This is a genomic window from Pseudomonas sp. Pseusp49 (assembly GCF_059491875.1).
In genome coordinates this window covers 46,115-71,664 of record NZ_CP168514.1, presented here as the reverse complement: position 1 = coordinate 71,664, position 25,550 = coordinate 46,115, and the positions used below count along the sequence as shown (strand labels likewise).

Sequence of the window (25,550 nt, the reverse complement as noted above, 5' to 3'; positions counted from 1 at the left end):
TTTCTGATCAACGTAGCAAACGCGCGTTACAGCTTTAAAAAAACGCAGGCGATTCAGCAGCATGGACGCCCGCAGTGCATATGAGTATCATGGCGCCCGCTGCACCAGTAGCTCAGCTGGATAGAGTACTGCCCTCCGAAGGCAGGGGTCGTGGGTTCGAATCCCGCCTGGTGCACCATACGTTGTGACGAGAAAGCCTCAGAACTTAGGTTCTGGGGCTTTTTTGTGGGTGTATGGAGGTTTGGCGCCTAATGATCAATGCTGTTTTTACAAACAGCCGGCCGATATCTCTCGCACTGTGCAGTACGCGTTCGACCTTGATCCCGTCGTCCATCAGACAGTAGAAAATCAGGTATCGGCCATGGGGAAGCATTCGCAATCCCTTGGCGCAATCGTCCCTTGAAGCACCCAGGTCCGGTTGTTCGACCAATCGTGTGCACTGCCTGCGTAGCTCGCCCACAATCGTCCGGGCCCGTTCAGGGTTGTCCCGGGCAATAAAACGAGCGACTTGCAGCAGATCGTCCCGTGCCATTGCAGTGAAAAGCAATTGCCTCATGAACGGCCTTGCTCGGCTGCCACCTCGTCAATCAGCGCATCAAGCTCGGCAAACACGGTATCGGCAGCAATGGCCGGACGCGGATCGTTGCGGCTGGCCGCAATGGCTTCACGAAGTTCGGCAGCCTGCAGCCGATCCAGCAGTTGTTGATAGGCCGCGTGCGGTAAAAGATAGGCAGCTGGGCGATTGTGGTTGAGCACGGCAACAGGCTCGGAACCCGCTTGCTCGATGACAGTGCTCGGGCTGCGCTTGAGCTCGGTGATGCTGACCGAGCGGCTGGCAAGTAGCTGCTCCATGACGGCTCCAAAGGTACGAAAAAAAGTACCTTATAGTGTTCCATTCCCTGGATAAGGGTCAACGAATCTCCGACCGGTGCTGTTCTGGCTCACAAAAAAACCGCCGAAGCGGTTTTTTCATTCTGTCGTCCAGTCGAACTCGTCGTACTCATCATCGTCCTCGTCGTCCTCGAAAAACTCCTCTTCAAGGTCGTCGTCTTCAACAACATCCTCTTCCGGCTGGTTCAGCAGAAAATCCTTGCGACTCTCGGTAATCGCTCGCCGCAGTTCTTCACCCTTTTGCGGGCAGTTGAGCATTTGGGCGATGCGGTCGATTTTTTTTGCCACGGCATCCTCCAACGCATCGGCTATGGCCTGATAGTGCGCGCTTTCGGGGGCGGATGCCAAATCCCCGCCATGCTGCGCACTTCAGTTTTCTGCAAATCAGCCTTTAGCGGTGATAGCGCCTTACCACGCTGCTGTTTCTCAGGACGTGGCCTTTGATTTTTTCCAGCAGCTGCGCACGGGTCAGGCCGGCGGGCAAGGCGTCCGGCGCCAGGTCCAGGGCGTAGATCTGGATGATGTAGTGGTGCGCGCTGTCGCCAACGGGCGGGCAAGGGCCGATGTAGCCGGTGGTGTTTTTGCTGTTGGTACCGCCAACGCCCTCGAGGCCGGGTTTGCTCCCGGCACCGGCCGGGATCTGGTGGGTGCCGGCCTTGATGCCGTAATGCACCCACTGATCGATACCCTGGCCTTTCTGGCCGTCCGGGTCGTGCATGACGATGGCGTAGCTTTGGGTGGCGGCCGGGCCGGTGTTCCAGTTCAATGCCGGGGAAATGTTGTGTCCGCCACAGCCCGCGGCATCGCTCGCAGCGGCCGACGTGAACAGACGGTCATCGGAGACTCCGGGAATATTCAGGGTGAAGCGTTCCTGGGCTTGCGCCGGGAACTGCACGCAAAGGGCGACAGCGGCGGCTGCGAGCCAAGCGTTGATTGAGGTCAATCGGGTCATACCGGAGCACCTTGTGCGTGTTGGGCCGTCGTCGGCGTGCAAACTATAGCCGGACCGTTCACGCCGTGGCAGGGGGGAATTGGCTGAACCTCGCGATAAGCACCAGACTCATAAGTAAACGTCTGTCTGGAGAGCAATCATGACTCTGCATTGCGTTGCGCGTGTCACCAATGTGCCCGAAGACCGGGGTCTGGAAGTGCAAGTCCAGGGCAGCAAGATTCTCCTGTTGCGGGCCGGTGAGCAACTTCGCGCTTATCAGGCCGAGTGCCCGCATGCCGGCGCCCCGCTGGCTGATGGTGCGGTATGCAACGGTCGCCTGACCTGTCCGTGGCACAAGGCGCAATTTAGGATCGAGGATGGCGGCCTGTGCGAACCGCCAGCCCTGGACAGTCTCAAGCGCTATCCCCTCGAAATCCGTGACGGCGAAATCTGGGTCGGCGACCAGCCATTATCGGACGCCCACACGCCACCGTCCGACGATCCACGAACCTTCATCATTATCGGCGCTGGCGCGGCAGGTACGGCGGCAGCGGCGGCGTTACGCGAGAAAGGTTTCGGTGGCCGGGTGCTGTTGATCGACCGCGAAGCCGATGCCGGATACGACCGCACCGCGCTGAGCAAATACGTGATCGCCGGGGAAATGCCGCCGCAGGGAGTCCCGCCGCTGCGCGACGAGGCGTTTTACCGCGAGCAGCGGATCGAGCGCCTGCAGGGCGAAGTGGCCAGCCTGGACGCATCAAACCGCACACTGCGGCTGACTGACGGCCAATCACTGACCTACGACGCCGCGCTGCTGGCCACCGGCGGCATACCCAAGCTGTTGACGCTGCCCGGCGCCGACTTGCCGCAGGTGTTCGTTTTACGCTCCAGAGCCCATGCGCAGCAGATTCTGCACAGCGCCAGCGCCGGCCAACGGGTGGTGATCATCGGCGACAGTTTCATTGCCATGGAGTCCGCCTCGTCCCTGCGCCAGCTTGGCCTGGACGTGACTGTGCTGGCCCGCCACGCAGTGCCTTTTGCCAAACAGTTCGGCGAAACGGTCGGCAAGGCTATCCGCGCGCGGCATGAAGCCCATGGCGTGATGTTTCATACCCAGGGCAATGCGGCGCAGATCGAAGGAACCAACAAGGTCGAAGCCGTGCGTCTGGACAACGGCCAACGCCTGGCGGCCGATCTGGTGCGTCGGCATTGGCGTCACGCCAGCCACCGCCGCCTTCACCGGGTTGGCGAAAGAGCAGGATCAGTCGCTGCGTGTCGACGGCGCAATGCGCGTGGCCGACAGCCTCTGGGCGGCTGGCGATATCGCCACCTTCCCGCTGAACAACCAATACGTGCGCATCGAACACTGGCGACTGGCCCAACAGCAGGCGCGGATCGCAGCGGCCAATATGCTGGGCGGGGACGAGCATTACCTCGACGTGCCGTTTTTCTGGACCTGGCATTTCGGCAAGACCTACGACTACCTCGGACACGCCGAGGGCTGGGATGAAGTCGAGTTCAAGGGCGACCCCTACGATCCGCCCTTCATAGGCCTGTTCGGAAAAAATGGCGTGGTGTCCGCAGCGCTAGCCTGCGAGATGGACCGGGTCATGGCAATGCTTGCCGAGCGGATGAAACAACCCTTGCCCTGGGAAGAGGCATGGCGCCTGATCCGTGACACCCCCTAGGGACAGCAAAACGCCCGGCACCTGCGCGATGCAGGGGCCGGGCGTTTCCGGGTAAACGGCCGCCGTTATTCGGTGGCGCCAGTATCCGCAAACTTGCTCATGACAAAACCGGCAAACTCTTCGACGGTCATTTTCTGGCCGTTGAAGTCCACCTGATTGTTGGCGTAACGCAAGTTGGTGACGATGTTGTTGCCGTCCAGTTTTGCCAGTTGGCTGCCGACCGCCATGCTGCTGAACATGTCTGCGGTGGCGGTGGCCTGATCGGCAATCAGCTTGGCGTCGGTCTGACCGTCGATTTGCGATTGCACGGTGAGCACGTCGACCAGCATGGGTTTGGACACTAGCAGTTTGAAGTCCAGCAATGCGATCAACTGCCTGACCAACTGATCGGTCGGCAGATCGATGGCTTGTGGCTTGGTCAGGTCGAGCACCATGTTGGCGCGGCTCTCGCCGTTGGCGGTGTTGAACGACAGGTTTTCCAGAGCCACTTGCGGCCCGGCCGCCAGCAGTTTTTCCAGGCTGGACTTGAGCAGCGCTTCTTCGGCTTCGGTGAGTTTCAGCTCCGGTGCCGGCAGGCCCGCTGCCGTCGCTTCGGCCGCCGCGCGCTCATACGGTTGCAGTTTGCTCTGGTAGACCTGCATCAACGACATCGTGGCCGGAATGTCGAGGTTCTTCACGCTCATGGCCAGCGCACCGGAACCGATGGCCTTGCCATTCAGGGATACTTCGCCAACTTTGTAATCGGCACGCCCGGAAGCGTTGCTGCCCTTTTCTTCCGTCAGGTTTTTCATCTCGAATTTCTTGAAGTCCAGCACCGACTGCTTGACGCCAAAAGTCGATTTGCCGCTGGCCAGTTCAAGGACGTTCTCGCCGACATAGAAACCGTAGGTACTTTTGGTCAGGTTGCTGGCCAGGGTCAGGCCGTTCAACTCAACCTGAACCGGTGCCTGGTCTTCGGAAACGGTGGTCACTTTCAGGCTGTCCATGTAGCCGTTGGCCTTGACCTTCTGCGCCTTGGCGCTGGCATCGACGTCCATGCTCAGGCCAGAGAATTTCATGCTCGACTTGTCATCCAGCGCCATTTCCAGCGGCTGCAACTCGAAGGTGCCATTGGTGGCGTTGTCATAGCCGATGTTGACCACGCCGGTCAGTGGGGATTTGTCCTTGGCGGCGGCAAACCACTTCTCGGTGAGCGGGGTCTTTTCCAGTTCGTAGTGACTGGTCGCCAGGACTGGCAACCACTTCAGCGACATCAGCCGCGAGAACGGCAACGGGCCGTGTTCGATGTGATCGACAAACAGCAACTCGACCGGTGCTTCGCCGAACATTTCACCTTCGCCCTTGAGACGATAGTGCGCGGTGCTGCTGAATACATGACGCTCCAGCGATACCAGCTCCAGCGACGCGGTGCCGTTGGAACCGACCATGGCCGCTTGCAGCTCCTTGTTGGCATCGGCAATCGAGGTATTGAGCACACCTTCGAGCCTGGTGCCGGTGAACCAGGCTCCGCCTGCGCTGATGGCACCGATTGCGACAACAATTCCCAGTAGCACGCCTGCTGATTTGTTCATGTATGACCCGTTCAATGTCCGTTGTTGAAAGTGTGGTCGTCTTCCCTGAACCCATGACGGGTTGCGGCTAGACTGCGCTGAAAGTGGAATGCAGATTAGCATCAGGCGCGACGAACGGCCCAATGATTAAAGGTGAAAGAGTGTCTTGGTGGGGGCGCAGGGTTCGAAATTTTCGCTGTGCATTCAATCGCCTTCGCGGGCAAGCCCGCTCCCACATTGGAATGCGTACTCCTGTGGGAGCGGGCTTGCTCGCGAAGGCGTCAGTCTTGCCAACACAGAATCAGGAATACTGGACTTCGATCTCGTCCAGCTGATGATCAAAGCTTTTAAGCCGCGCCGTCCAGGTGTACACCAGCACTTCGAAGTCGCGGTTGATCACCGCTCCGCCCGTCACTTCCGCGCGTGGGTCGCAGACGTCCAGTTGATAGCGTTCGCGAGCCATGGCCGTGGCGACATCGGCCAGCTCCCGGGCATTGCTGAGCCAGTGCCGACCGTCGTCAGCCACTTGCCGATCCAGCGCCAGGCATTGTTTTTTCAGGGTTTCGAGGCTTTTTTCCAGCGGCGTGCCGGTCAATTCGCCCATGACTTCCTGAAACGTGCGCCCCGGTTGCCAGTAACTGCCCCAGAAATAACGGTCGAACACCGTTTCGACACGACGCAACGCCACCTTGGTATCCCAGATCAGGACCAGGGTCTTGCCTTGTTCGAGTTGTCTTTTTTTGATGCGCTGATTCTGGACCGATGCCCAGGCCACCACCGCAACGGACATCACGGCTATCAACGCGACGGCACTGTCGAGGAACGCCAGAGCCTTGTCGATCTGGTGGGCCAGCATGACGCCGTAGAAATAGGTGGCCGACAGCAGCACCAACGCCACGATGGCGCACCAGAAGCCGAGAGCATAAGGGTTTTTCATTGTTGGTTTCCCCCTGACCTGCGCGAGCCTTGTGCGAAGAAAGGGCGCTTTGCACGAGGCGCCCTTCCAACACTTCAAAGCATAGCAACGGCCTCAGGGTTTGCCGGAGTTCGACGCTTGCGTTCGTCCGCTTTCCCATCCGCCGCCCAACGCCAGGAACAAATCGATCTGGCTGGCGGCAACCTGGGTGTTGGCAGCGGCCAATTGCGCGGTGACATCCGTGTAGGTGCGGGTCGCTTGCAGGTCCGCCAGGAATGATTCGCGGCCGGCCTGGAAGAAGCGATGGGTCTGTTCAGCCGCCAGTTTGGCCGATTGCTCGGCATCGGCCAGGGCGTCGCGGCGTTGCAGCAAGGCCGTGTATTGGGCAAGGCTGGTCTGGGTTTCACGAATCGCGTTGAGCACCACCCCATCGAAATGCGCCAGCGTCGCCTGGGTCACTGCTTCGGCTTCGCGGATACGCGCCCGGGCGCCGTTGGTCGGCACCTTCCAGGTCAGCGACGGGCCGAAGCCCCAGCGGTTGGTCGACGGGTCGCCGAGATCGTCGAGGATACCGACGGTACCGATGGTCGCGCCGATGCTGATATTCGGGTACAGCTCACCCGTGGCGACACCGATACCGGCCGTCGCGGCCGCCAGTCGCCGCTCGGCCTGCCGCACATCCGGACGACGCTTGAGCAGTGCGGCGCCATCGCCCACCGGGACCAATTGCGCGATTTTCGGCAGCTCGTCGCAGGTGGCGGTGCCGGCCGGCAGTTGATCCACCGGCTTGGCCAGCAACATCGACAGGCGATACAGCCCGGCCTGACGTGAGGCCTCATAGCGCGGCATGTCGGCGCGCAGGGATTTGAATTGGGTTTGCGAGCGGGTGACCTGGGTTTCATCACCACGCCCGGCATCGCGCAGGCGCTGGATCAGTGTGGTGCTTTGCGCTTGCAGGTCGAGGGAGTGCTGGGCGATTTCCCGCTCTTCATTGGCCGCGCACACCTGGGTGTAGGCCCGTACCACGTCGGCCACCACGGTGATGCGTGCCGTATCGGCGGCGGCCTGCGTCGCATCGGCATTGGCCTTGGCCGCTTCGATACCGCGTTGCAAGGTACCGAACAGGTCGAACTGGTAGGAGGCGCTGATGCCGATGTCGCCAATGTTGGCCACCGGCACTTTTTCCGGTATCAGGAACGCCTGGCCGGACTCCTGCAAGCGCTGGGCGCCCATCTGCACGCCGCCGCTCCAGCCACCTGCCGCTTCGGCCTCATCCACCTGAGCGCGAGACCGCGACAGGCTGGCCGCCGCCACGCGCAAATCGGTGTTGGAGGCCATGGCCTGCTGTACCAGCTGGTCGAGTCGCGGGTCCTTGTACAGGCGCCACCAATCGGCCGGCACCGGTGCGGACACCACCGTTTTGCCGTCGACCGCCAGATCGCCCTGGATATCTGGACGATGGACAGCCGCCTCTTCGGGCAAGTGATAATCCGGCCCGACCATCTGACACGCCGACAGCAGCAAACCCAAACCGGCGACCGCCAAACCCGAGGCCTTGCTCATTGCGCCGGCTCCCGTGGCTGATCGTCGATGATCGATACCGTGGCGGTGCGCCCGGCGATCATGCGGAAATCGTTCGGCACGTCATCGAAAGCGATGCGCACCGGAATCCGTTGGGCCAGGCGCACCCAACTGAAGGCCGGGTTGACGTTGGGCAGCAGGTTGTTGCCGCTGGTGCGATCGCGGTCTTCGATACCCGCAACGATGCTTTCCACGTGCCCGCGCAAGCGCGCATTGTCGCCGATCACCCGGATGTCGACGCTCTGGCCGATATGGATGCCGTTCAGTTTGGTTTCTTCGAAATAGCCGTCGATGTGGAACGAATTGCTGTCGACCACTGACAACACCGGGCGCCCGGCGCTGACGAACTCCTGGGTCCGTGGCGCACGGTCGTTGACGTAGCCGTCCACCGGGCTGCGGATCACCGAGCGGTCGAGGTTCAGCTGCGCGCTGTCCACCGCCACTTGGGCCTCCATCAAGGCCACTTGGGCGCGGGCCACTTTCGACTGGCTTTCTTCCAGTTGCTCAGCCGGCACCAGGTTACCGAGACCTTTGTTTCGCTTGGCCTCGCGCTGGGCCTGGGCCAGGGTTTCTTCGCGGTCGGCGACAGCCGCTTTCGCTTGGCGCAGTGCCAGCTTGAAGCGGTCCGGATCGATGCTGAACAGCACCTGGCCGCGCTTGACCAACTGGTTGTCGCGTACCTCCACTTGCTGGATCAGCCCGGATACATCCGGCGCGATTTGCACGATGTCGGCACGGATGTGCCCATCGCGGGTCCAGGGCGCGAACATGTAATACATCACCATGCGCCAGACCACGACTACGGCGAAGCTCACGATTAGCAGGGTCAACACCACGCGACCAAGGGTTAGAAAGGGTTTTTTCATGTCATCAGGTATCGACTGAGTGAGTCCACGGCACCAAGCAGCAGGGCGTAGAGGGCCACGTTGAACAATGCCCGGTGCCAGACCAGACGGTAAAAGTGCAGGCGCGTCAGCACCCCGTGCACCAACAGGTACAACACATAGGTAATGCCCATCAGCACCAGCAGCGTGGGCAGAAACACCCCGCTGAGATCCAGGTCACCGATCATAAAGGCGCTCCATCAATGCCATGGGGAAGCGGTTCTTCGGGCTCGGCGGCACCGACGAATTCGACGCCGGGCAACAGTGCCAGGCGCAGGCCGCTCAGGGCGTGCAGCAGATGCCGGCGGGTTTCGTCATCGCCGGCACCGCTGAGGGCACGACGCGTGCGGTCGAGGGTCATCAGCAGCGGGCTCGGTGCCGGCAAGCGCTCACCGGCCTTGAGACAGGCCTTGAAGTACTCGCCAACCTCGGCCACCACCTGGCGCAGCAGCACCTGCGGCACACCGAGGACCCGCGGCGTATGGGCGAGCAGGTCCAACAGATTCAGCGCCACCCGCACTTCCCGCAGGGCCACGCCGGAGTCCTGGCCGGTCATGGCCAGGCGCGGCAGGTGCTGCATCAGCCGATCGAGCATCTTTATGCCCAGCAGCCGATGTTCGGACAATGTGGCCGGCTCGGAGAGGCCGACAATGTCACGCCAGCTGAAACGGGTCAGGCGCTTGGCTGCCAGCTCGGCCCCGAACGGCCGGGCGATCAGGGTCCAGATGAACGCGAACAGCAGCCCCATGGGACCGGCGAGGTTGGAGTTGGCGAAACTGAGGAAGTCGGCGTCGTAAGCACCCTGGATGCTGATGAAAGACGAGGTGTTGACCAGGGTCAGCAGCATGCCCAGGTAAAACTGCGGCTTGACCGTCAGGGTGCCGACGCAAATGAACGGCACGGCAAACGCCAGCACCAGCATCGGAAAGTCATGCAGGTTGGGCAGCACCAGGAACAGATAAAGGCTGGCGAACACCACCGACATCGCCGTCCAGAAAAAGAACCGGTAAATCTGCGGCGCCGGGTCGTCCATCGAGGCGAAGAAGCTACACGCCACCGCCGCCAGGATCACGGCGCTGCCGCCATCGGTCCAGCCGAGCAGAATCCACAACACCGAGGCCACGATGATCGCGGTGACGGTGGAAGCCGCGGAATACAACATCAGGCCGCGATCCAGAAACGGCGATAGCCGCCCCAGCCGCCAGTGCCGATACACTGCGCGCCAGCTGTCCTGGCTTTCGCACTGGATGGCGTACTGCAGGCTGCGGCAGTCCTGCCACAAATCGATCCACTCGCCGAGACGATAAATCGCATTGGAGAACAGCAGCTGCTTGCGGTCATCCAGCGCTTCGGGGGCGGGTTGCAGGGCTTCCAGTTGATCCTTGAGTGCTTGCCAGCGGTCGAGGTCGGCATCCTTGTGCTCGAGCCATTCGGTGGTGGCCGTCAGCAACGGCGCGAACTTGTCCACAAGCTCGGGCGTACGTCGTTCCAGGGCATAAAGCGCATCGTCGAGGGCATCGACTACCGGCAGCAGATGAATCATCCGTCCACGCAACTCCTTGGTATTGCGCACCGTCTGCGGACGCGAACCTTCGTGGGGTAACTGACCGATCATCAACTCCAGGGAGTTGAACGTAGCGACCATCGATGCGCGCAACGCACTGACTTCTTCCGGCTGCACGTTGCGGCTGAGGAAACGCAGGCTGTACGTCGATGCATCGGTAAACCATTTGCTCACCGAGTCATTGAACACCGGCGCCAGGCGCCGCGGCCAGAACATGGCACCGACCACCGCCGCCACGGCGATGCCGAGAAAGATTTCTTCGGTCCGCGCTTCGGCCACGTCCCACACCCCCAGCGGGTTGTTCACCACCGGCAGGGCGATCAACGGCAAGGTGTAACCGGCGAGCATCAAGGCGTAGTTGTTCGCGGTGCGCAAATGCAGGGACAGAAACAGCAGCGTGCCGGTCCACAGTGCAATCACCACCACCAACACGTAGGGGCTCTGCACGAACATCGGCACGAACAGAACCGCCGCCGCCGCGCCGATAAAGGTGCCGACTGCCCGGTACAACGCCTTGGAACTGGTAGGGCCGAGAAACGGGCTGGAAACGATGTACACCGTGGCCATTGCCCAGTACGGACGCGGCATTTGCATGAGCAGGGCGATGTACAGCGCGATCATCGATGCGGCGAAGGTGCGAACCCCGTAGAACCAGTCTCGCGCCGGGGGCATGCCTGCGAAAAATCCGTTCAAGAGTTGGCCACCGATGGCGGCGTGGCCGCTTCAAAAGCTCTCAGTACCCGCAGCGTAGCTTCCAGATCACTCTGGTCAATGCCTTCCAGGACTTCCTGGCGCAAGCGCACCAGCTCCACTTCGACCGCCTGCACCAGCTCCCGGCCGGTTTCGGTCAGGCTCAGGCATTTGGCGCGGCGGTCCTGCGCATCTTCGGTCCGGCAGACGTAACCGGAATGGCACAGTTGATCCAGCAGGCGCACCAGCGATGGGCTCTCCATCCCTGCGGCTTGCGCCACCGTCACCTGGCGCACGCCCTCGCCCAGGCGCCCGATCATCAACAGCGGAACGGCGCAGGCTTCGGAGATTCCATAGTTGACCAGCGTGGTCTGGCAGATTTTGCGCCAATGCCTGGCGGCCACCACCATGGCGCTGCTGATGTTCATCTGGAGAACGTCGAGGTTGTTCGGCACGAGGGAAAATACACACTGTTAGTTTGCTAACTATCAATATTGCATTGGAGAGGATTTTCCGTCAAGTTTTGAAACATATTGGCTGCCATCCGTCGCGAAGCCATAGGGGTGAACCAGCCAACGTACTGAAGATGTATATACTTTGTCATTACGAAAACCGAGAAGGCAGCCATGTCGAAACAAGCCGTTTTTACGATGAAACTTGAATCTGAATTGCGTGAACAGTTCATGGCAGAAGCGGACGCCGCTCATCGCCCCGCCTCGCAAATCGTCCGGGAAATGATGCGTCAGTTTGTTCAAACCCAACGGGAGGCTCGCGAGTACGAAGCATTCCTGCAGCGCAAGGTCGACACCGCACGTGCTTCGATGCGCGCCGGCGACGGGCTGACAAATGATGAAATCGAGGCAGAGTTCGCTGCCAGGCGCAGGCGGGCCGAGCGACAAGAATGAAAATAATATGGACGAAAGAAGCAGCACAGGACCGTGCAGACATTTGGGATTACCTGCATGACGTTAACCCGAAGGCAGCCATCGACATGGACAACCGGTTCAGTGTTGCACTATCCCGACTGGCCCAACACCCGGAAAGCGGCCCTGCCGGGATCATTTCAGGCACTCGCGAGCTGATTCCACATCAGAGTTACCGCATTGTTTATGAACAGGGACTGGACGCCATCTGGATACTCGCCCTGGTCCATACCTCCCGGCAGTGGCCGCCCGGACGATGACGGCTCACACCCCCCGCCCCTTCCTCAACATCACATCCAGTTGATCCACCACCTCCGCCCAATCCGCGTCATCGAGAATCTCGTCTCGCAGAAGCTCCGCCTGGCTCGGGCTCCAGAAAAATGCATCCGCAAGGTGCAGTTCCGGTTTGAGCGGTGAATGGGTGGCGATGAATTTATCGATGCTTTCGGCGTCGTCCGGTAGGCCGAGTTGTTTGAACAGGGATGGCAGGTTGTGGGTCGGGCTTTCCATGTTGAACTCCGGTGAGTTTATTAGGGGACCGCTGCGCGGTCATCGCGAGCAAGCCCGCTCCCACAAGTATCTGTGTCGATCACAAAACCTGTGGGAGCGAGCCTGCTCGCGAAGACGTCAGCATTGACGAAACAAAACTCAATGACTCAACTCCCGCACCTCCGCATGCGGCACCATTTTCAGGAACTCGGGCATGTCCATGCGCACCAGGTTGACGTGGTTGCCCGCCTCCAGATAGATGTCTTTTTGCCGGGTCAGCAGCGGGTCGATGATCACCTCCAACCCATAGGACTCACCCAGCGCCGGTACGGCACCGCGTTCGCAATCGTCGAACAGGTGCGCCAGGTTGCTTTCCCGGGAAACCTGCCACTCACCGCTGCTGCGGACCTTGCTCAGGTCAAGGTGACGGCTGGCGGGCAGCACGGCCATCAGGTAGTGCCCATGGTGATCGTCGAGGATCACCGATTTGGCCACCCGTTCGGCAGGAATACCGGCGACCCGCGCCGTTTCGAGGCTGCTGGCCGAGTGGGGGTGGCTGACGATGTCATATTCGCATTGAGCCTTTTCCAGGCTTCGCTGCACGGTTCTTGCCATACGCATGATGCACCTCGGTGTCCGCCGTGATCGCTGGCAGACGATGGTTAACGCGTTGCTTGCGTAGTAAAAGTCTAGGCCCGCCGGCGTGATCCGGCGGGAAATCCGCCCATCGGCCGACGACGACAATTGAGCAAAATTCATACAGGCCGAGGCTCAACTAAACTGTACTCAGAGCCACTCCACGACTCTCCCGGAGGGTCAAGTGAACACGCGTTGTTGTGCAGTTGCGTTGCTGTTGGCGTTGAGCGGATCGATCTTCGCTGCCGACACGGTGGTGTTGCTGGTGCCCAACCCCGTGGGGATCTGGCTGATCACCTTCGGCATCGCGTTCCTGATCGCCGAGGCGGCCCTGCCCAATTACGGCGTGATCGGCCTGGGCGGCATCGTGATGTTCGTGATCGGCGCGGTGATCCTGTCCAACACCGAAGTGCCCGTGCCGTTGATGATCGGCCTGGCAGTGGTCAGCGCGCTGCTACTGATCTACCTGGTGATTCACGCCTTGAAAACCCGACCCCGCCACACGGTCAGCGGTGATGCCGGGCTGCTCGGCAGCGTGACGGCAGTGACGTCATTGCAGGCCGGCAACGCCTATGGCGGCTGGGTGCATCTGCAAGGAGAACAATGGCAGGTACTCAGCGCGACGCCGCTGCAACCCGGGCAACGGGTGCGGGTGGTGGGGCGCAAGGGCTTGCTGCTGCAAGTGGCCGCGGCTGACGCGGCGCCGGGCGGAGAATAGTCATGGGTTTGCAATTGGGTCTTGTCGCGCTGCTGCTGTTGCTCATCGCACTGGCGGGGTCGACGTTCCGCATCCTGCGCGAGTACGAGCGCGGGGTGGTATTCCAGCTCGGACGCTTCTGGCAGGTCAAGGGCCCCGGCCTGATCCTGCTGATTCCGGTGGTCCAGCAAATGGTCAGGGTCGACTTGAGGACCGTGGTGCTGGACGTGCCGCCGCAAGACGTGATCACCCGCGACAACGTGTCGGTCAAGGTCAACGCGGTGCTGTATTTCCGCGTGCTCGATCCGCAGAAGGCCATCATCCAGGTCGAGGATTTCCTGGCCGCCACCAGCCAATTGGCGCAAACCACGTTGCGGGCGGTGCTGGGCAAACACGAACTGGACGAACTGCTGGCCGAACGCGAACGGTTGAACCTGGACATCCAGCAAGTGCTCGACGCCCAGACCGACGCCTGGGGCATCAAGGTCGCCAACGTCGAGATCAAGCACGTGGACCTCAACGAATCGATGGTCCGTGCCATCGCCAAGCAGGCCGAAGCCGAGCGGGAACGGCGCGCCAAGGTGATCCACGCCGAAGGCGAATTGCAGGCCTCGGAAAAACTCATGCAGGCCGCCGAAATGCTGGGCCGCCAACCGGGGGCCATGCAACTGCGCTACATGCAGACCCTGAGTTCGATTGCCGGCGACAAGAGCTCGACCATCGTCTTTCCGTTGCCGATCGAGTTGCTCAAGGGCATGGCTGACTTGTCGCCAAAACCCTGAACGCCGATCGGTCAGGACCTGGGCAGCACTTCGGATTCAGCGAGCCAGGTCAGCAGTCGATCAAGGCAGGCCTCGACCGTTTGTACCCCGGTGTCGAGCACCAGCGCCGCATCGACCGGCGCCTGATACGGCGCAGAGACCCCGGTAAAGCCGGTCAACTCACCCCGTCGGGCACGGGCATAGTGACCTTTCGGATCGCGTTGCTCGCACACCGCCAGGGCCGCGCTGCACCAGACTTCCCGGTAGTCGTCACCGAGTCGCCGGGCGAACACATCACGCAACTCCACCAAGGGCGCGATCATCGCCAGGATCACGATGTGTCCGTTCTCCACCAGCAACGATGCCAGTTCGCTGGCGCGGCGGATGTTCTCTTGACGATCGCTGTCGCCAAAGCCCAGGTCTCGGTTGAGCCCCACCCGCAGCCCGTCACCATCGAGCACCACGCTTTGCAGTCCGCGAGCAAACAACTCGGCGTGCAGCGCTTGCGCAAGGGTCGACTTGCCTGCCGCCGGCAGGCCGGTCAGCAGGATCGCCGCGCCGCGATGACCGTTGCGTCGCTCTCGCTGAGCCCGGCTGACGCTGGCGGTCGGGGCCTTCACGTCAGCGCACCGGGGCATGCGTCACCGGCACCGTAATATCACCTGCCGCCCAGGCCGCTTCGCGGTTGGCCAGGGCCGTGGCGATGGACTGGACTTGTGTCGATTGCACTTGATCCGGCAGCGGGTCGAGACCGGCGCTGGCGAAAATCTGCCCATAGGCGTTGCGCAGGTCAGCGTAAGACAGGTCACGACGCAGATCGGCCTGCAAGGTGTTGAGTTCCCCCTGGATCAGATCGAGCTCGCCGATACCGTCCGCCTGGTGACGATTGCGCAACTGACCGACGATTTGCCCGTCGATGTCCGACAATTGCTGATTGGTCTTGAACTGGCGCAAGGCCTCGCGGTAGTTGGCATTGGCCACATACAGCTGCGCCAGCACCGCAATCGACATCGCCTGACGGCGCGCCGTGGCGACTTCTTCACCAGCCTTGGCTACGTCGATCGCCGCTGGAGCCGAGATCACGTTGAACAGGTTCCAGGTGACCTTGACGCCATAATCGGCCCAGCCTTGCTCCACCAGGAACGAGTTGCTGTCGTAATGCCCGCCGGCGGAGAATTCCAGGCCCGGCAGCAGGCGCAGCATGGCCTTGCGGGTTTCGGCCGCGCTGATGCGGGTCTGATAGTCCTGTTCACGCAGTTCCGGACGGCTGGTCAGGGCTTCCTGTTCGAGACTGGCCAGGTCGACCTTGAGCTCGGGAATCTCATAACCGTTATCGGTCGCCAGGGTCAGCTCCGTGCCCATCGGCAGGTTGATCAGGGTTGCCAGTTCGGTCTTGGCCAGTGACAACGCACGGCGCTGCTCTTCCAGTTGCCGGGTCGCCTCGATCAGCGAGCGCTGATAACCGAGGGCCTGTACCGGGTCGCCAATGCGCTGCTGGCTCATGCTCTGGCTGTTGTTGCGCGCGGTTTCAACCCGCGCCATCAGGCTGTCGATCTGTGTGAGCAGGCGTTCGGCAGCCATCGCCCGCCAGTACGCCGAACGCACGTCCTGGACGATGGTGTTGATCACCTTGCGCCGACGCTCCTGAACGATCAGGCGCTGGTCGCCCTGCTGCTTGGCGCTGATGTAGCTGACACCAAAATCGAGCACGTTCCAGACCATGGTCAGGTCCGCTACATCACGGTCGCGGTCCTGGGAGGTCGAAGGTTCCAGGGACTGCGTGCCGGTGCGCACACTCTGGCTGCTGGAGGCGTTGACGTTGTTGCGCCCCACGTATCCGGCGTCCAGCGCCATGCGCGGCAGCATGTCGAAACTGGCGAGGTCGAGCTGACGCTTGGCCAGGGCCTCTTCCATGATTTTCAACCGGCCTTCGAGGTTGTACTTCACCGCTCGGGCCATGGCCTGGTGCAGGGTCAACGGGCCGCCAAGGGGCTCCTGCCCCTTGTACATGGCTTGCAGGTCACTTTTGGCCCGCTGCTCACTGACACTGCGTTCGATCGGCTCACTGGTGACTGCGCATCCGCTGATCGCCAGTGCCAGCAGGCTGGCGCCGAACAACTTATGACTTTTTTTCATCCTTGCATCGCCCCTGGGTGCCGCATCAAAAGTGAAAGTTTTCATCAGGCCTGCATTTCGCTGATGCCGGCCAGCTTCAGAGCGGCGGCCAGCTTGTCGACCTGCTGCTGCTCGTTGTCTTTGAGTTGTTGCAATTGCTGACCCAGGGTCGGCGCGCCAAATACCCCGCGCAGGCCTTGGGAAACATCGCCGGACTTGATCGACTGACTGCCAAAGGCGTTCAACGAATCGCGCTCTGCACTGCTGTCCTGATTGAACAGGCTCGACAGCGTGCTGGTGCTGAATACGCCGCCATCGCCGCCACCGAAACCGAGGAAACCATGCCCCGAACCATCGCCACCGCTGTCATTGCTGCTGAAAACCTGCGCGATGAAACTCGGGGTCAATGCGCCGTGGTTCATGAAAATATCGCCCAACGGCCGGATGCCGTTGCCGATCACCCGTTGCTCGAACAACGGTTGGAAGGTCAGCGGTGAAGCGAGATTGCCCACCGGTGGCGTGAAAACGAACGGTTGCAGCGGCACGTTGGGCACATCGGGCAATGTCACCGGGGTGCTGGTGCGGAACGCCGGGTCTGGTGAAACGACCACGACCGACGAGGTCGGCACCGTGTTGATGACAAAATTGTCGGACTGGCTCACGCCGCTGCCACTGTTGCCGGCCATGTCGCTGATACCGGCGCGGTTGATGATGATCGCGTTGCTGGCGATATTGACGTTGGCGGTCGGCGTCAGCATCGCCGTCCAGGTCTTGCCGCCGTCGCTGCTGCTCAGATCGGACAAGGTGCCGTTGGCAATACTGATGTCGGACAAATCAAAACCGCTGACTGCTTCGCTGAAGGTGATGGTCACCTGCGAGGTCTGGCCCACACCCAGGTCTGGATTGGCGACTACCACGGTGGCGGTCGGCAGCTCGCTGTCGAGTGTGTAATTGTTCGACACCGCGACCGTGTTGCCGGTATTGCCCACCAGATCGGTGACGTTGCCGGTGTCCAGCGCGATGAAGTTGCTTGGGTCGGTGACATTGGCCGTCGGCGTGAACGTCGCGGTCCAGGTCTTGCCGCCATCGCTGCTGGCGAGATTGCTCAGGTCGCCGTTGGTCACGCTCAAATCAGTCAGATCGAAGTTGCTGACGGCCTCGCTGAAGGTGAAGGTCACCGTAGTGGTCTGACCGATACCGAGGTTCGGGTTGGCAACCACGATGTTCACCGTCGGCCGGGTCGCATCGAGCGCGTAGTTGTTGGAGATGGCGATACTTGCGCCGAGGTTGCCGGCGGCATCCTGCACGCGACCGGTGTCGAGCACGATCAGGTTGGTTGCATCGCTGACATTGGCGGTCGGCGTCAGGGTCGCGGTCCAGGTCACGCCGCCATCGCGGCTGCTCAGGTTCGACAGCGTGCCATTGGCAACACTGATGTCCGACAGGTCGAAACCGCTCACCGCTTCGCTGAAGGTGATGGTCACAGTGGTCGTTTCGCCGATGCCGAGCTGCGTGTCGGCGACCACGATGGTCGCTGTCGGCAGCACGGTATCGATGGCGAAGTTGTTCGAGTCGGTGGTGCCCGCTCCCGTATTGCCCGACGCATTGGCCACGCCGCTATTGTCGAGCGTGATCAGGTTGCTGGCGTCGGTCACGTTCGAGGCTGGCGTAAAGGCTGCCGTCCAGGTGATACCGCCGTCACTGCTGCTGACATTGCTTAATGTACCGTTGGCGACGCTCAGGTCCGCATTGCTGAAACCGTTGACTGCCTCGCTGAAGGTGATGGTCACCAGGGTCGTTTCGCCGGCCTTGAGCGACGTGTCGGCGATCACGATGTTGGCGGTCGGCACACTGGTTTGCACCAGGTAATTCGCCGAGTTGGTCACCCCGCTCCCGGCGTTGCCTGCCGCGTCGGTGACACCGGTGTTGTCCAGGGTAATGAGGTTGGTGGTGTCGGTGATGCTGGCGGTCGGCGTGAACGTCGCGGTCCAGGTAACACCACCGTCGCTGCTGCTCAACCCGCTCAAGGTACCGTTGGCGACGCTCAGATCTGAACTGTCCAGACCGCTGACCGCTTCGCTGAAGGTGATGGTCACCAGGGTCGTTTCGCCGGGTCGCAGGTCGGTGTCGGCCATGATGATGGTCGCGGTCGGGCGCTGACTGTCGATGGCGTAGTTGTTCGAGTCCGTGGTGCCGCTGCCGGTGTTGCCCGCCGCATCCTGAACACCGCTGTTATCGAGCTGGATGAGGTTGCTGGTGTCGGTGATAGCCGCCAACGGTGTCAGGGTGGCCGTCCAGGTGATGCCGCCGTCGCTGCTGCTCACCGCGCTCAGGGTGCCATTGTCGATGGTCAGGTCGGCGTTGCTGAAACCGCTGACCGCTTCGCTGAAGGTGATGGTCACCAGCGAGGTTTCGCCGACGTTCAGAGCAGTGTCGGCGACCACGATAGTGGCGGTCGGGCGCTGGGTGTCGATGGCGTAGTTGTTCGAATCGGTGCTGCCGCTGCCCGCATTGCCGGAAGCGTTCTGCACGCCGCTGTTGTCCAGGATGATCAGGTTGCTGGCGTCGGTGATGTTGGCAGTGGGTGTAAAGGTCGCCGTCCAGGTGATGCCGCCATCGCTGCTGCTCACCGCGCTCAAGGTGCCATTGGCAATGCTCAGGTCGGCATTGCTGAAGCCGCTGACCGCTTCGCTGAAGGTGATGGTCACCAGCGAGGTTTCGCCGACGTTCAGGGCAGTGTCGGCGACCACGATGGTAGCCGTCGGCAACACGGTATCGATGGTGAAATTCGCGGAGTTGGTCGTGCCGTTGCCGGCATTGCCTGCCAGGTCGACGACCCCAGTGTTGTCCAGGGTGATCAGGTTGGACGTGTCGTTGATCCCGACGTTCGGCGTGAAGGTCGCCGTCCAGGTGATGCCGCCATCGCTGCTGCTGACCGCGCTCAAGGTGCCGTTTGGAACAGACAGGTCCGCGTTGGTGAAACCGCTCACCGGTTCGCTGAAAGTAATGGTCACCAGGGTGGTTTCACCGGCGCTCAGGGTCGGGTCGGCGACCACGATAGTCGCGGTTGGACGCTGAGTGTCGATGCTGAAATTATTCGAATCGGTGGTGCCGCTGCCGGCGTTACCCGCCAGGTCGGCGATCCCGCTGTTGTCCAGGGTGATCAGGTTGGACGTGTCGTTGATCGCGGTGTTCGGCGTGAAGGTTACCGTCCAGGTGATGCCGCCATCGCTGCTGCTCAAGCCGCTCAAGGTGCCATTGGCCACGGTCAGGTCGGCGGTCGTGAAACCCGTCACCGCTTCATTGAACGTGATTGTCACCAGCGAGGTTTCACCGATGGCCAGTGTGTTGTCGGCCACGACTATGGTCGCAGTCGGACGCTGGGTGTCGATGGCGTAGTTGTTGGAATCGGTGGTGCCGCTGCCGGCGTTGCCGGAGGCGTTCTGCACACCACTGTTGTCCAGGGTGATCAGGTTGCTTGCGTCGGTGATGTTGGCGATCGGCGTGAAGGTTGCCGTCCAGGTAATGCCGCCATCGCTGCTGCTCACCGCACTCAACGTGCCGTTGGCGATGCTCAGGTCGGCGTTGGTGAAACCGGTCACCGCTTCGCTGAACGTGATGGTCACTACCGTACTTTCGCCAATGTTCAGGGCGTTGTCGGCGACCACGATGGTGGCCGTCGGCAACACGGTGTCGATGGTGAAATTGGCGGAGTTGGTCGTACCGGTGCCAGCGTTGCCCGCCAGGTCGGCGATGCCGGTGTTGTCCAGGGCGATGAGGTTGGACGTGTCGTTGATCGCGGCGTTCGGTGTGAAGGTCGCCGTCCAGGTGATGCCGCCGTCGCTGCTGCTCACGGCGCTCAACGTGCCGTTGGGCACAGACAGGTCAGCGTTGGTGAAACCGCTCACCGACTCACTGAAGGTAATAGTCACCAGGGTCGTTTCACCGGCGCTCAGCGTCGGGTCCGCCATGACAATGGTCGCGGTCGGACGCAGGGTATCAACGGTGTAGTTGTTCGAGTCGGTGGTACCGCTACCGGCGTTGCCCGCCAGATCAGCGATCCCGCTGTTGTCCAGTGTGATGACGTTGCTGGTATCAGTGATGCTGGCGCTCGGCGTAAAGGTCGCTGTCCAGGTGATGCCGTCTCCAGTGCTCAAGCCGCTCAAAGTGCCATTGGCCACGGTCAGGTCGGCGGTCGTGAAACCCGTCACCGCTTCATCGAACGTGATCGTCACCAGCGAGGTTTCACCAATGGCCAGTGCGGTGTCGGCCACGACGATGGTCGCCGTCGGGCGCACGGTATCGATGGCGTAGTTGTTGGAATCGGTGGTGCCGCTGCCGGCGTTGCCGGAGGCGTTCTGCACGCCGCTGTTGTCCAGGGTGATCAGGTTGCTGGCGTCGGTGATGTTGGCGGTGGGTGTAAAGGTCGCCGTCCAGGTAATGCCGCCATCACTGCTGCTCACCGCACTCAAGGTGCCGTTGGCGATGCTCAGGTCGGCATTGCTGAAGCCGGTCACCGCTTCGCTGAAGGTGATGGTCACCAGCGAGGTTTCGCCGACGGCCAGGCCAGTGTCGGCGACCACGATGGTGGCGGTCGGCAGCACGGTGTCGATCGTGAAGTTGGCGGAGTTGGTGCTACCGCTGCCCGTATTGCCCGCGATGTCGGTGATCCCGGCGTTGTTCAGGGAGATCAGGTTGGTCAAATCAACGATCCCTACGGTCGGCGTGTAGGTCGCCGTCCAGGTGATGCCGCCGTCACTGCTGCTCACTGCACTCAACGTGCCGTTGGGAACGGACAGGTCGGCGTTGTCGAAACCGCTCACCGCCTCGGAGAAGGTGATGGTTACCAACGAGGTTTCACCGGCGCTCAGCGTCGGGTCGGCCATGACAATGGTCGCGGTCGGGCGCTGGCTGTCGACGGCGTAATTGTTCGAGTCCGTGGTGCCGCTACCGCTGTTGCCCGCCCCGTCGGTCACACCAGTGTTGTCCAGGGTAATCAAGTTGCTGGTGTCGGTGATGCCCGCCACCGGAGTCAATGTCGCGGTATAGGTGATGTTGTCCGATGTGGACAAGCCGCTGAGCGTGCCGTTGCTTACTGTCAGATCGGCCAGGGTTAAACCGGTCACTGCTTCGCTGAACGTGATGGTGACCGTGGTTGTCTGGCCCACGCCCAGAGCAGCGTCGGTGACCACGATGGTCGCCGTAGGGCGCACGGTGTCGATGGCGTAGTTGTTGGAATCGGTGGTGCCGCTGCCGGCGTTGCCCGAGGCGTTCTGCACGCCGCTGTTATCCAGTGTGATCAGGTTGGTGGCGTCGGTGATCGCGTTACTCGGCGTAAAGGTGGCCGTCCAGGTGATACCGCCATCGCTGCTGCTCACCGCGCTCAAGGTGCCATTGGCGATGCTCAGGTCGGCATTGCTGAAACCGGTCACCGCTTCGCTGAAGGTGATGGTCACTACCGTGCTTTCGCCAATGTTCAGGGCGTTGTCGGCGACCACGATGGTGGCCGTCGGCAACACGGTGTCGATGGTGAAATTGGCGGAGTTGGTCGTGCCGGTGCCGGCGTTGCCAGCCAGGTCGGCGATGCCGGTGTTGTCCAGGGTGATCAGGTTGGTCGAATCAGCGATCCCGACACTCGGCGTGTAGGTCGCCGTCCAGGTGATGCCGCCGTCGCTGCTGCTCACGGCGCTCAACGTGCCGTTGGGCACGGACAGGTCAGCGTTGGTGAAACCGGTCACTGCCTCGGAGAAGGTGATGGTCACCAACGAAGTTTCACCGGCACTCAGGGTCGAGTCGGCGACCACGATGGTCGCGGTTGGACGCAGGGTGTCGATGCTGTAATTGTTCGAATCGGTGGTGCCGCTGCCCGCATTGCCCGACAGGTCGGCAATACCGGTGTTGTCCAGGGTGATCAGGTTGGACGTGTCGTTGATCGCGGCGTTCGGTGTGAAGGTCGCCGTCCAGGTGGTGCCACCGTCGCTGCTGCTCACCGCGCTCAGGGCGCCGTTGGCGATGGTCAGGTCGGCGTTGGTGAAACCACTCACCGCTTCGCTGAAGGTGACGGTCACCAGCGAGGTTTCACCGACGACCAGCGTGTTGTCGGCCACGACTATGGTCGCCGTGGGACGCACGGTGTCGACGGCGTAGTTGTTCGAGTCAGTGGTTCCGCTGCCGATGTTGCCCGACAGATCAGCGACACCGGTGTTGTCCAGTGTGATGACGTTGGTGGCGTCGGTGATGCTCGCGCTCGGGGTGAACGTCGCCGTCCAGGTGATGCCGCCGTCGCTGCTGCTCAGGCCGGTCACGGTGCCGTTGGCCACGCTCAGGTCGGCCGTGGTGAAGCCGGTCACCGCTTCGTTGAAGGTGATGGTGACCAGTGAGGTCTCACCGATTTTCAGCGCAGTGTCGGCCACCACGATGGTGGCGGTCGGGCGCCGGGTGTCGATGGCGTAGTTGTTCGAATCAGTGGTGCCGCTGCCGAAGTTGCCCGACAGGTCAGCGACTCCGGTGTTGTCCAGTGTGATGACGTTGGTGGTGTCGGTGATGTTGGCGGTCGGCGTGAACGTCGCCGTCCAGGTGATGCCGCCGTCGCCGCTACTCAGGCCGGTTACGGTGCCGTTGGCTACCGTCAGGTCGGCGGTAGTGAATGCAGTCACAGCCTCATTGAACGTGATCGTCACCAACGACGTTTCGCCCACAGACAGCGCAGTGTCGGCCACAACGATCGTCGCCGTCGCACGCAGCGTGTCGATGGCGAAGTTGTTCGAGTCGGTCGTGCCGGAGCCCGCGTTACCTGCCGCATCACTGACGCCGGTGTTGTCCAGGGTGATCAGGTTGCTGGTGTCAGTGATGCTGGCGGTCGGTGTGAAGGTTGCCGTCCAGGTAATGCCACCGTTGCTGGAGGCGACATTGCTCAGGGTGCCATTGGCAATGGTGAGGTCGGCATTGGTGAAGCCTGTCACGGCCTCGCTGAAGGTGATGGTCACCAGCGACGTTTCGTCGGCTTTGAGCGCGGTGTCGGTCACGGCAATGGTGGCGGTCGGACGCAGGGTGTCGATGGCGTAGTTATTGGAGTCGGTGGTGCCGACGCCCGCTACGCTGCCTGTGACCGTTTGTACGCCGGTGTTGTCCAGGGTGATGATGTTGGTGGTGTCGCTGATGGAGGCACTTGGCGTGAACGTCGCGGTCCAGGTGACGCCGCCGTCACTGCTGCTCACCGTGCTCAGGGTGCCGTTGGCGATGCTCAGGTCGGCATTGGTGAAGCCGGTCACCGCGGCACTGAAGGTAATGGTCACCAGCGAGGTCTCGCCAATGCTCAGTGCCGTGTCGGCGACCACGATGGTGGCGGTGGGTGGTTCGACGTAATCGTTGATGAGAATGCTGTCGTTGCGCAGGTTGGTGACGGCTGTCGGGCTGCCGCCACTGAAGCCACCACCCGCCGCGCTGCCCGCCGTGCCGCTGGCGCCGACGTTGCCGCTCAAGGCCGCGAAATTCGCCGCTGTCATTACCAGCGTGCCCTTGTTCCAGATCCCGCCGATGCCCTGGCCAGCAGCACCGCCGTTATCCACAGAGCCACCGTAGCCGGCATTCCCGCCACCGCCACCACCGCCGCCACCGGCAGCAATATTGCCACTGATATGCGAAGTGCCGATGACAGTCAGGGTGCCGGAGTTGTAGATACCGCCTGCGGCCGAACCGCCGATGCCACCGACCTTGTTAAAACCGGAGCCGCCGCCGCCGCCCCCGACGGCAATCGTGCCATTGCTTGCCGAACCACCGGCACCCCCAACGCTGTAACCCGTTATGGCCGGAGCGATGCTGCCGGCACCACCACTGCCGTCAAGATTGCCACCACGGCCATTGAGGTGGATGTTGTCATAACTGCCACCCGCCCCGCCCCTGCCTGAACCGCCCACGCCACCGGCATAGGTAGGTACCGCGTAGATCGAATGCGCACTGCCGCCAGAGCCGCCTCCCGAACCGCCGACCCCGCCGCCACCACCGCCGCCGCCGCCCGCATAAACCGGTGTCACACCGCCACCGCCACCACCGCCAGACGCGGCGTTGGCGGTCACACTGACATTTTTCAGGGTCAGGTTGCCGGCGTTCAGGATGCCACCACCCAAGGCATCTGCGGCGGCGAAACCACCGTTGCCACCGTCTCCGGCGGCCAGGCCTTTGGTGATGACCAGCCCATCAAGTTGCACGGTGCTGCCCGCTGCAACCTCGATGACACGGGTCTTGTATTGGCCACTGAGGGTGATGTCGGCCACGCCGTCGTTGTTCAGGTCGCCATCGACGGTAATGTTCTTGTTGATCAACAACTCGGTGTTCAAACCAATGGTCGTGCCGGTCAGACTGGAGTTGAAGGTGACGAGGTCGCCGTTCTGCGCCTTCACCAGTTCCCCGCGCAACGAACCTACGCCCGAATCGAAGTTGTTGGTGGCTGTCCAGGTGGCCAGGCCCCATTGGTAATCACTCATGGCCTGCGCCGACAGCACGCTGGCGCTTTCGATGTTGCCGGTGGCGATTTCCAGATCCCAGTCACCGCCCACTCCGGTGCGGTTGTTCGAAGCTGCCACATCGCGGCCGGTCATTTGCGCCAGCGAATCGACGAAGCTCAGGCCACGCTCGCCTTCGGCGGTGTAGCAGCCGTAGATCAGGATGTCGCCGCCGATGTTGATGTCCTTACCGATTTCCGCCAACACCGCACTGCGGGCGGCGACGTTGTCGGCCGACAGATAGCTGTCGCCAAGCCACAGGTCGCCGGCGTTGCCGTGGGCGATGATCTGCACCGAGCTGATGCCCTGATGCTGATCCAGGTATTGGGCAATCTGTTGCAGCCCATCCTTGCCCGCGTCCAGTTTCACAACCTGGGTCCCGGGGGCGATGCCTGTGAGCAGGCTGTCGGCATCTTTCACCCGGGAGTCGACGAACACCACGCTCTGCCCCGGCACCGCAACGGGACTGGCCGCCGGCGTGGCATCGGCCTGGCCGTGGGTATCCTTGCTCGCCGTCGGGTGATCGGCAGTCGGTGCCTTGGTGGTATCGGCTGTGGAATGGTTGTCCGCCTGGGCGGCGGTATCGGCCACGGTGGCGGCAACAGCACCGTCGAACAACATGCGCGGTTCCAGGGACATGATCATGGGCGCCGCTGGCGTCCGCTGGCCTTCGGTTACCCGTGACTTTGCCTTTGCTCCGCCAAAAATGCTCCACCACATGCTGCTCACCCGA

20 protein-coding genes, 1 tRNA gene and 1 pseudogene are annotated in these 25,550 nt (G+C 61.9%); 6 read left to right on the top strand and 16 right to left on the bottom strand.

What is annotated here, in order from left to right:
• Positions 1–101 precede the first annotated feature (101 nt).
• Positions 102–178, top strand: a tRNA-Arg gene (locus ACEN83_RS00245).
• 27 nt (positions 179–205) lie between these two features.
• Here the strand turns inward: ACEN83_RS00245 and ACEN83_RS00240 are convergent.
• The 4 genes from ACEN83_RS00240 to ACEN83_RS00225 form a co-directional block, all read right to left on the bottom strand.
• Positions 206–532 carry a type II toxin-antitoxin system RelE/ParE family toxin gene (locus tag ACEN83_RS00240; protein ID WP_495580832.1) on the bottom strand — a complete coding sequence of 109 codons (327 nt, stop codon included), beginning with the start codon at positions 530–532 and terminating at the stop codon, positions 206–208.
• Between the two features lie 20 nt (positions 533–552).
• Complete coding sequence (locus tag ACEN83_RS00235) at positions 553–852, bottom strand: type II toxin-antitoxin system prevent-host-death family antitoxin (protein ID WP_495579193.1); 300 nt, start codon at positions 850–852, stop codon at positions 553–555.
• A gap of 117 nt (positions 853–969) precedes the next feature.
• Positions 970–1,239, bottom strand: a complete 270-nt coding sequence (locus tag ACEN83_RS00230) for a hypothetical protein (RefSeq protein ID WP_033047979.1) — start codon at positions 1,237–1,239, stop codon at positions 970–972.
• 43 nt (positions 1,240–1,282) lie between these two features.
• Positions 1,283–1,843 (bottom strand): YbhB/YbcL family Raf kinase inhibitor-like protein, encoded by a 561-nt coding sequence (locus ACEN83_RS00225; protein WP_495579192.1) that lies wholly within the window; start codon positions 1,841–1,843, stop codon positions 1,283–1,285.
• Positions 1,844–1,982: 139 nt separating this feature from the next.
• Between ACEN83_RS00225 and ACEN83_RS00220 the strand changes: the two are divergent.
• Positions 1,983–3,510, top strand: a pseudogene (locus ACEN83_RS00220) (FAD-dependent oxidoreductase).
• 65 nt (positions 3,511–3,575) lie between these two features.
• Here the strand turns inward: ACEN83_RS00220 and ACEN83_RS00215 are convergent.
• The 7 genes from ACEN83_RS00215 to ACEN83_RS00185 form a co-directional block, all read right to left on the bottom strand.
• Positions 3,576–5,081: a YdgA family protein gene (locus tag ACEN83_RS00215; RefSeq protein WP_495579191.1), complete on the bottom strand. Its 1,506-nt coding sequence runs from the start codon at positions 5,079–5,081 to the stop codon at positions 3,576–3,578.
• A 280-nt stretch (positions 5,082–5,361) separates the two neighbouring features.
• Entirely contained in the window at positions 5,362–5,997 is a 636-nt protein-coding gene (locus tag ACEN83_RS00210) for a hypothetical protein (protein ID WP_007975635.1), read from the bottom strand.
• Between the two features lie 93 nt (positions 5,998–6,090).
• Positions 6,091–7,539 (bottom strand): efflux transporter outer membrane subunit, encoded by a 1,449-nt coding sequence (locus ACEN83_RS00205; RefSeq protein WP_495579190.1) that lies wholly within the window; start codon positions 7,537–7,539, stop codon positions 6,091–6,093.
• Positions 7,536–8,423, bottom strand: a complete 888-nt coding sequence (locus ACEN83_RS00200; protein WP_495579189.1) for an efflux RND transporter periplasmic adaptor subunit — start codon at positions 8,421–8,423, stop codon at positions 7,536–7,538. The genes ACEN83_RS00205 and ACEN83_RS00200 overlap by 4 nt, the downstream gene beginning before the upstream one ends.
• Positions 8,420–8,629: a DUF1656 domain-containing protein gene (locus tag ACEN83_RS00195; RefSeq protein ID WP_007987399.1), complete on the bottom strand. Its 210-nt coding sequence runs from the start codon at positions 8,627–8,629 to the stop codon at positions 8,420–8,422. Before ACEN83_RS00195 ends, ACEN83_RS00200 begins: the two co-directional genes overlap by 4 nt.
• Positions 8,626–10,698 (bottom strand): FUSC family protein, encoded by a 2,073-nt coding sequence (locus ACEN83_RS00190; protein WP_495579188.1) that lies wholly within the window; start codon positions 10,696–10,698, stop codon positions 8,626–8,628. The genes ACEN83_RS00195 and ACEN83_RS00190 overlap by 4 nt, the downstream gene beginning before the upstream one ends.
• Positions 10,695–11,123: a MarR family winged helix-turn-helix transcriptional regulator gene (locus ACEN83_RS00185; protein WP_033047983.1), complete on the bottom strand. Its 429-nt coding sequence runs from the start codon at positions 11,121–11,123 to the stop codon at positions 10,695–10,697. The genes ACEN83_RS00190 and ACEN83_RS00185 overlap by 4 nt, the downstream gene beginning before the upstream one ends.
• Positions 11,124–11,321: 198 nt before the next feature.
• On the opposite strand from ACEN83_RS00185, the gene ACEN83_RS00180 reads away from it, so the two are divergent.
• Together ACEN83_RS00180 and ACEN83_RS00175 are read left to right on the top strand one after the other, a co-directional pair.
• A complete protein-coding gene (locus ACEN83_RS00180) occupies positions 11,322–11,600 on the top strand; it encodes an antitoxin of toxin-antitoxin stability system (protein WP_102702591.1) in 279 nt (92 codons plus the stop codon).
• Positions 11,597–11,878, top strand: coding sequence for a type II toxin-antitoxin system RelE/ParE family toxin (locus ACEN83_RS00175; RefSeq protein WP_495579187.1), 282 nt, complete (start codon positions 11,597–11,599; stop codon positions 11,876–11,878). The genes ACEN83_RS00180 and ACEN83_RS00175 overlap by 4 nt, the downstream gene beginning before the upstream one ends.
• A gap of 4 nt (positions 11,879–11,882) precedes the next feature.
• Here the strand turns inward: ACEN83_RS00175 and ACEN83_RS00170 are convergent, their stop codons facing one another.
• Both ACEN83_RS00170 and ACEN83_RS00165 read right to left on the bottom strand, forming a co-directional pair.
• Positions 11,883–12,128, bottom strand: coding sequence for a DUF2789 domain-containing protein (locus ACEN83_RS00170; protein WP_007975644.1), 246 nt, complete (start codon positions 12,126–12,128; stop codon positions 11,883–11,885).
• A 138-nt stretch (positions 12,129–12,266) separates the two neighbouring features.
• Positions 12,267–12,728 (bottom strand): aminoacyl-tRNA deacylase, encoded by a 462-nt coding sequence (locus ACEN83_RS00165; RefSeq protein WP_104451600.1) that lies wholly within the window; start codon positions 12,726–12,728, stop codon positions 12,267–12,269.
• Positions 12,729–12,927: 199 nt separating this feature from the next.
• On the opposite strand from ACEN83_RS00165, the gene ACEN83_RS00160 reads away from it, so the two are divergent.
• Positions 12,928–13,461, top strand: coding sequence for an NfeD family protein (locus tag ACEN83_RS00160; RefSeq protein ID WP_116582505.1), 534 nt, complete (start codon positions 12,928–12,930; stop codon positions 13,459–13,461).
• Between the two features lie 2 nt (positions 13,462–13,463).
• Complete coding sequence (locus tag ACEN83_RS00155) at positions 13,464–14,222, top strand: slipin family protein (protein WP_116582504.1); 759 nt, start codon at positions 13,464–13,466, stop codon at positions 14,220–14,222.
• A gap of 11 nt (positions 14,223–14,233) precedes the next feature.
• Here the strand turns inward: ACEN83_RS00155 and cysC are convergent, their stop codons facing one another.
• Genes cysC through ACEN83_RS00140 form a run of 3 tightly spaced genes read right to left on the bottom strand, consistent with a single transcriptional unit; the run spans position 14,234 to position 25,537 of the window.
• On the bottom strand, positions 14,234–14,839 hold the full coding sequence (cysC, locus tag ACEN83_RS00150) for an adenylyl-sulfate kinase (RefSeq protein ID WP_116582503.1): 606 nt from the start codon (positions 14,837–14,839) through the stop codon (positions 14,234–14,236).
• Positions 14,823–16,337 carry a TolC family protein gene (locus ACEN83_RS00145; RefSeq protein ID WP_116582502.1) on the bottom strand — a complete coding sequence of 505 codons (1,515 nt, stop codon included), beginning with the start codon at positions 16,335–16,337 and terminating at the stop codon, positions 14,823–14,825. The genes cysC and ACEN83_RS00145 overlap by 17 nt, the downstream gene beginning before the upstream one ends.
• A 44-nt stretch (positions 16,338–16,381) precedes the next feature.
• A complete protein-coding gene (locus ACEN83_RS00140; RefSeq protein WP_495579186.1) occupies positions 16,382–25,537 on the bottom strand; it encodes an Ig-like domain-containing protein in 9,156 nt (3,051 codons plus the stop codon).
• Positions 25,538–25,550 lie beyond the last annotated feature (13 nt).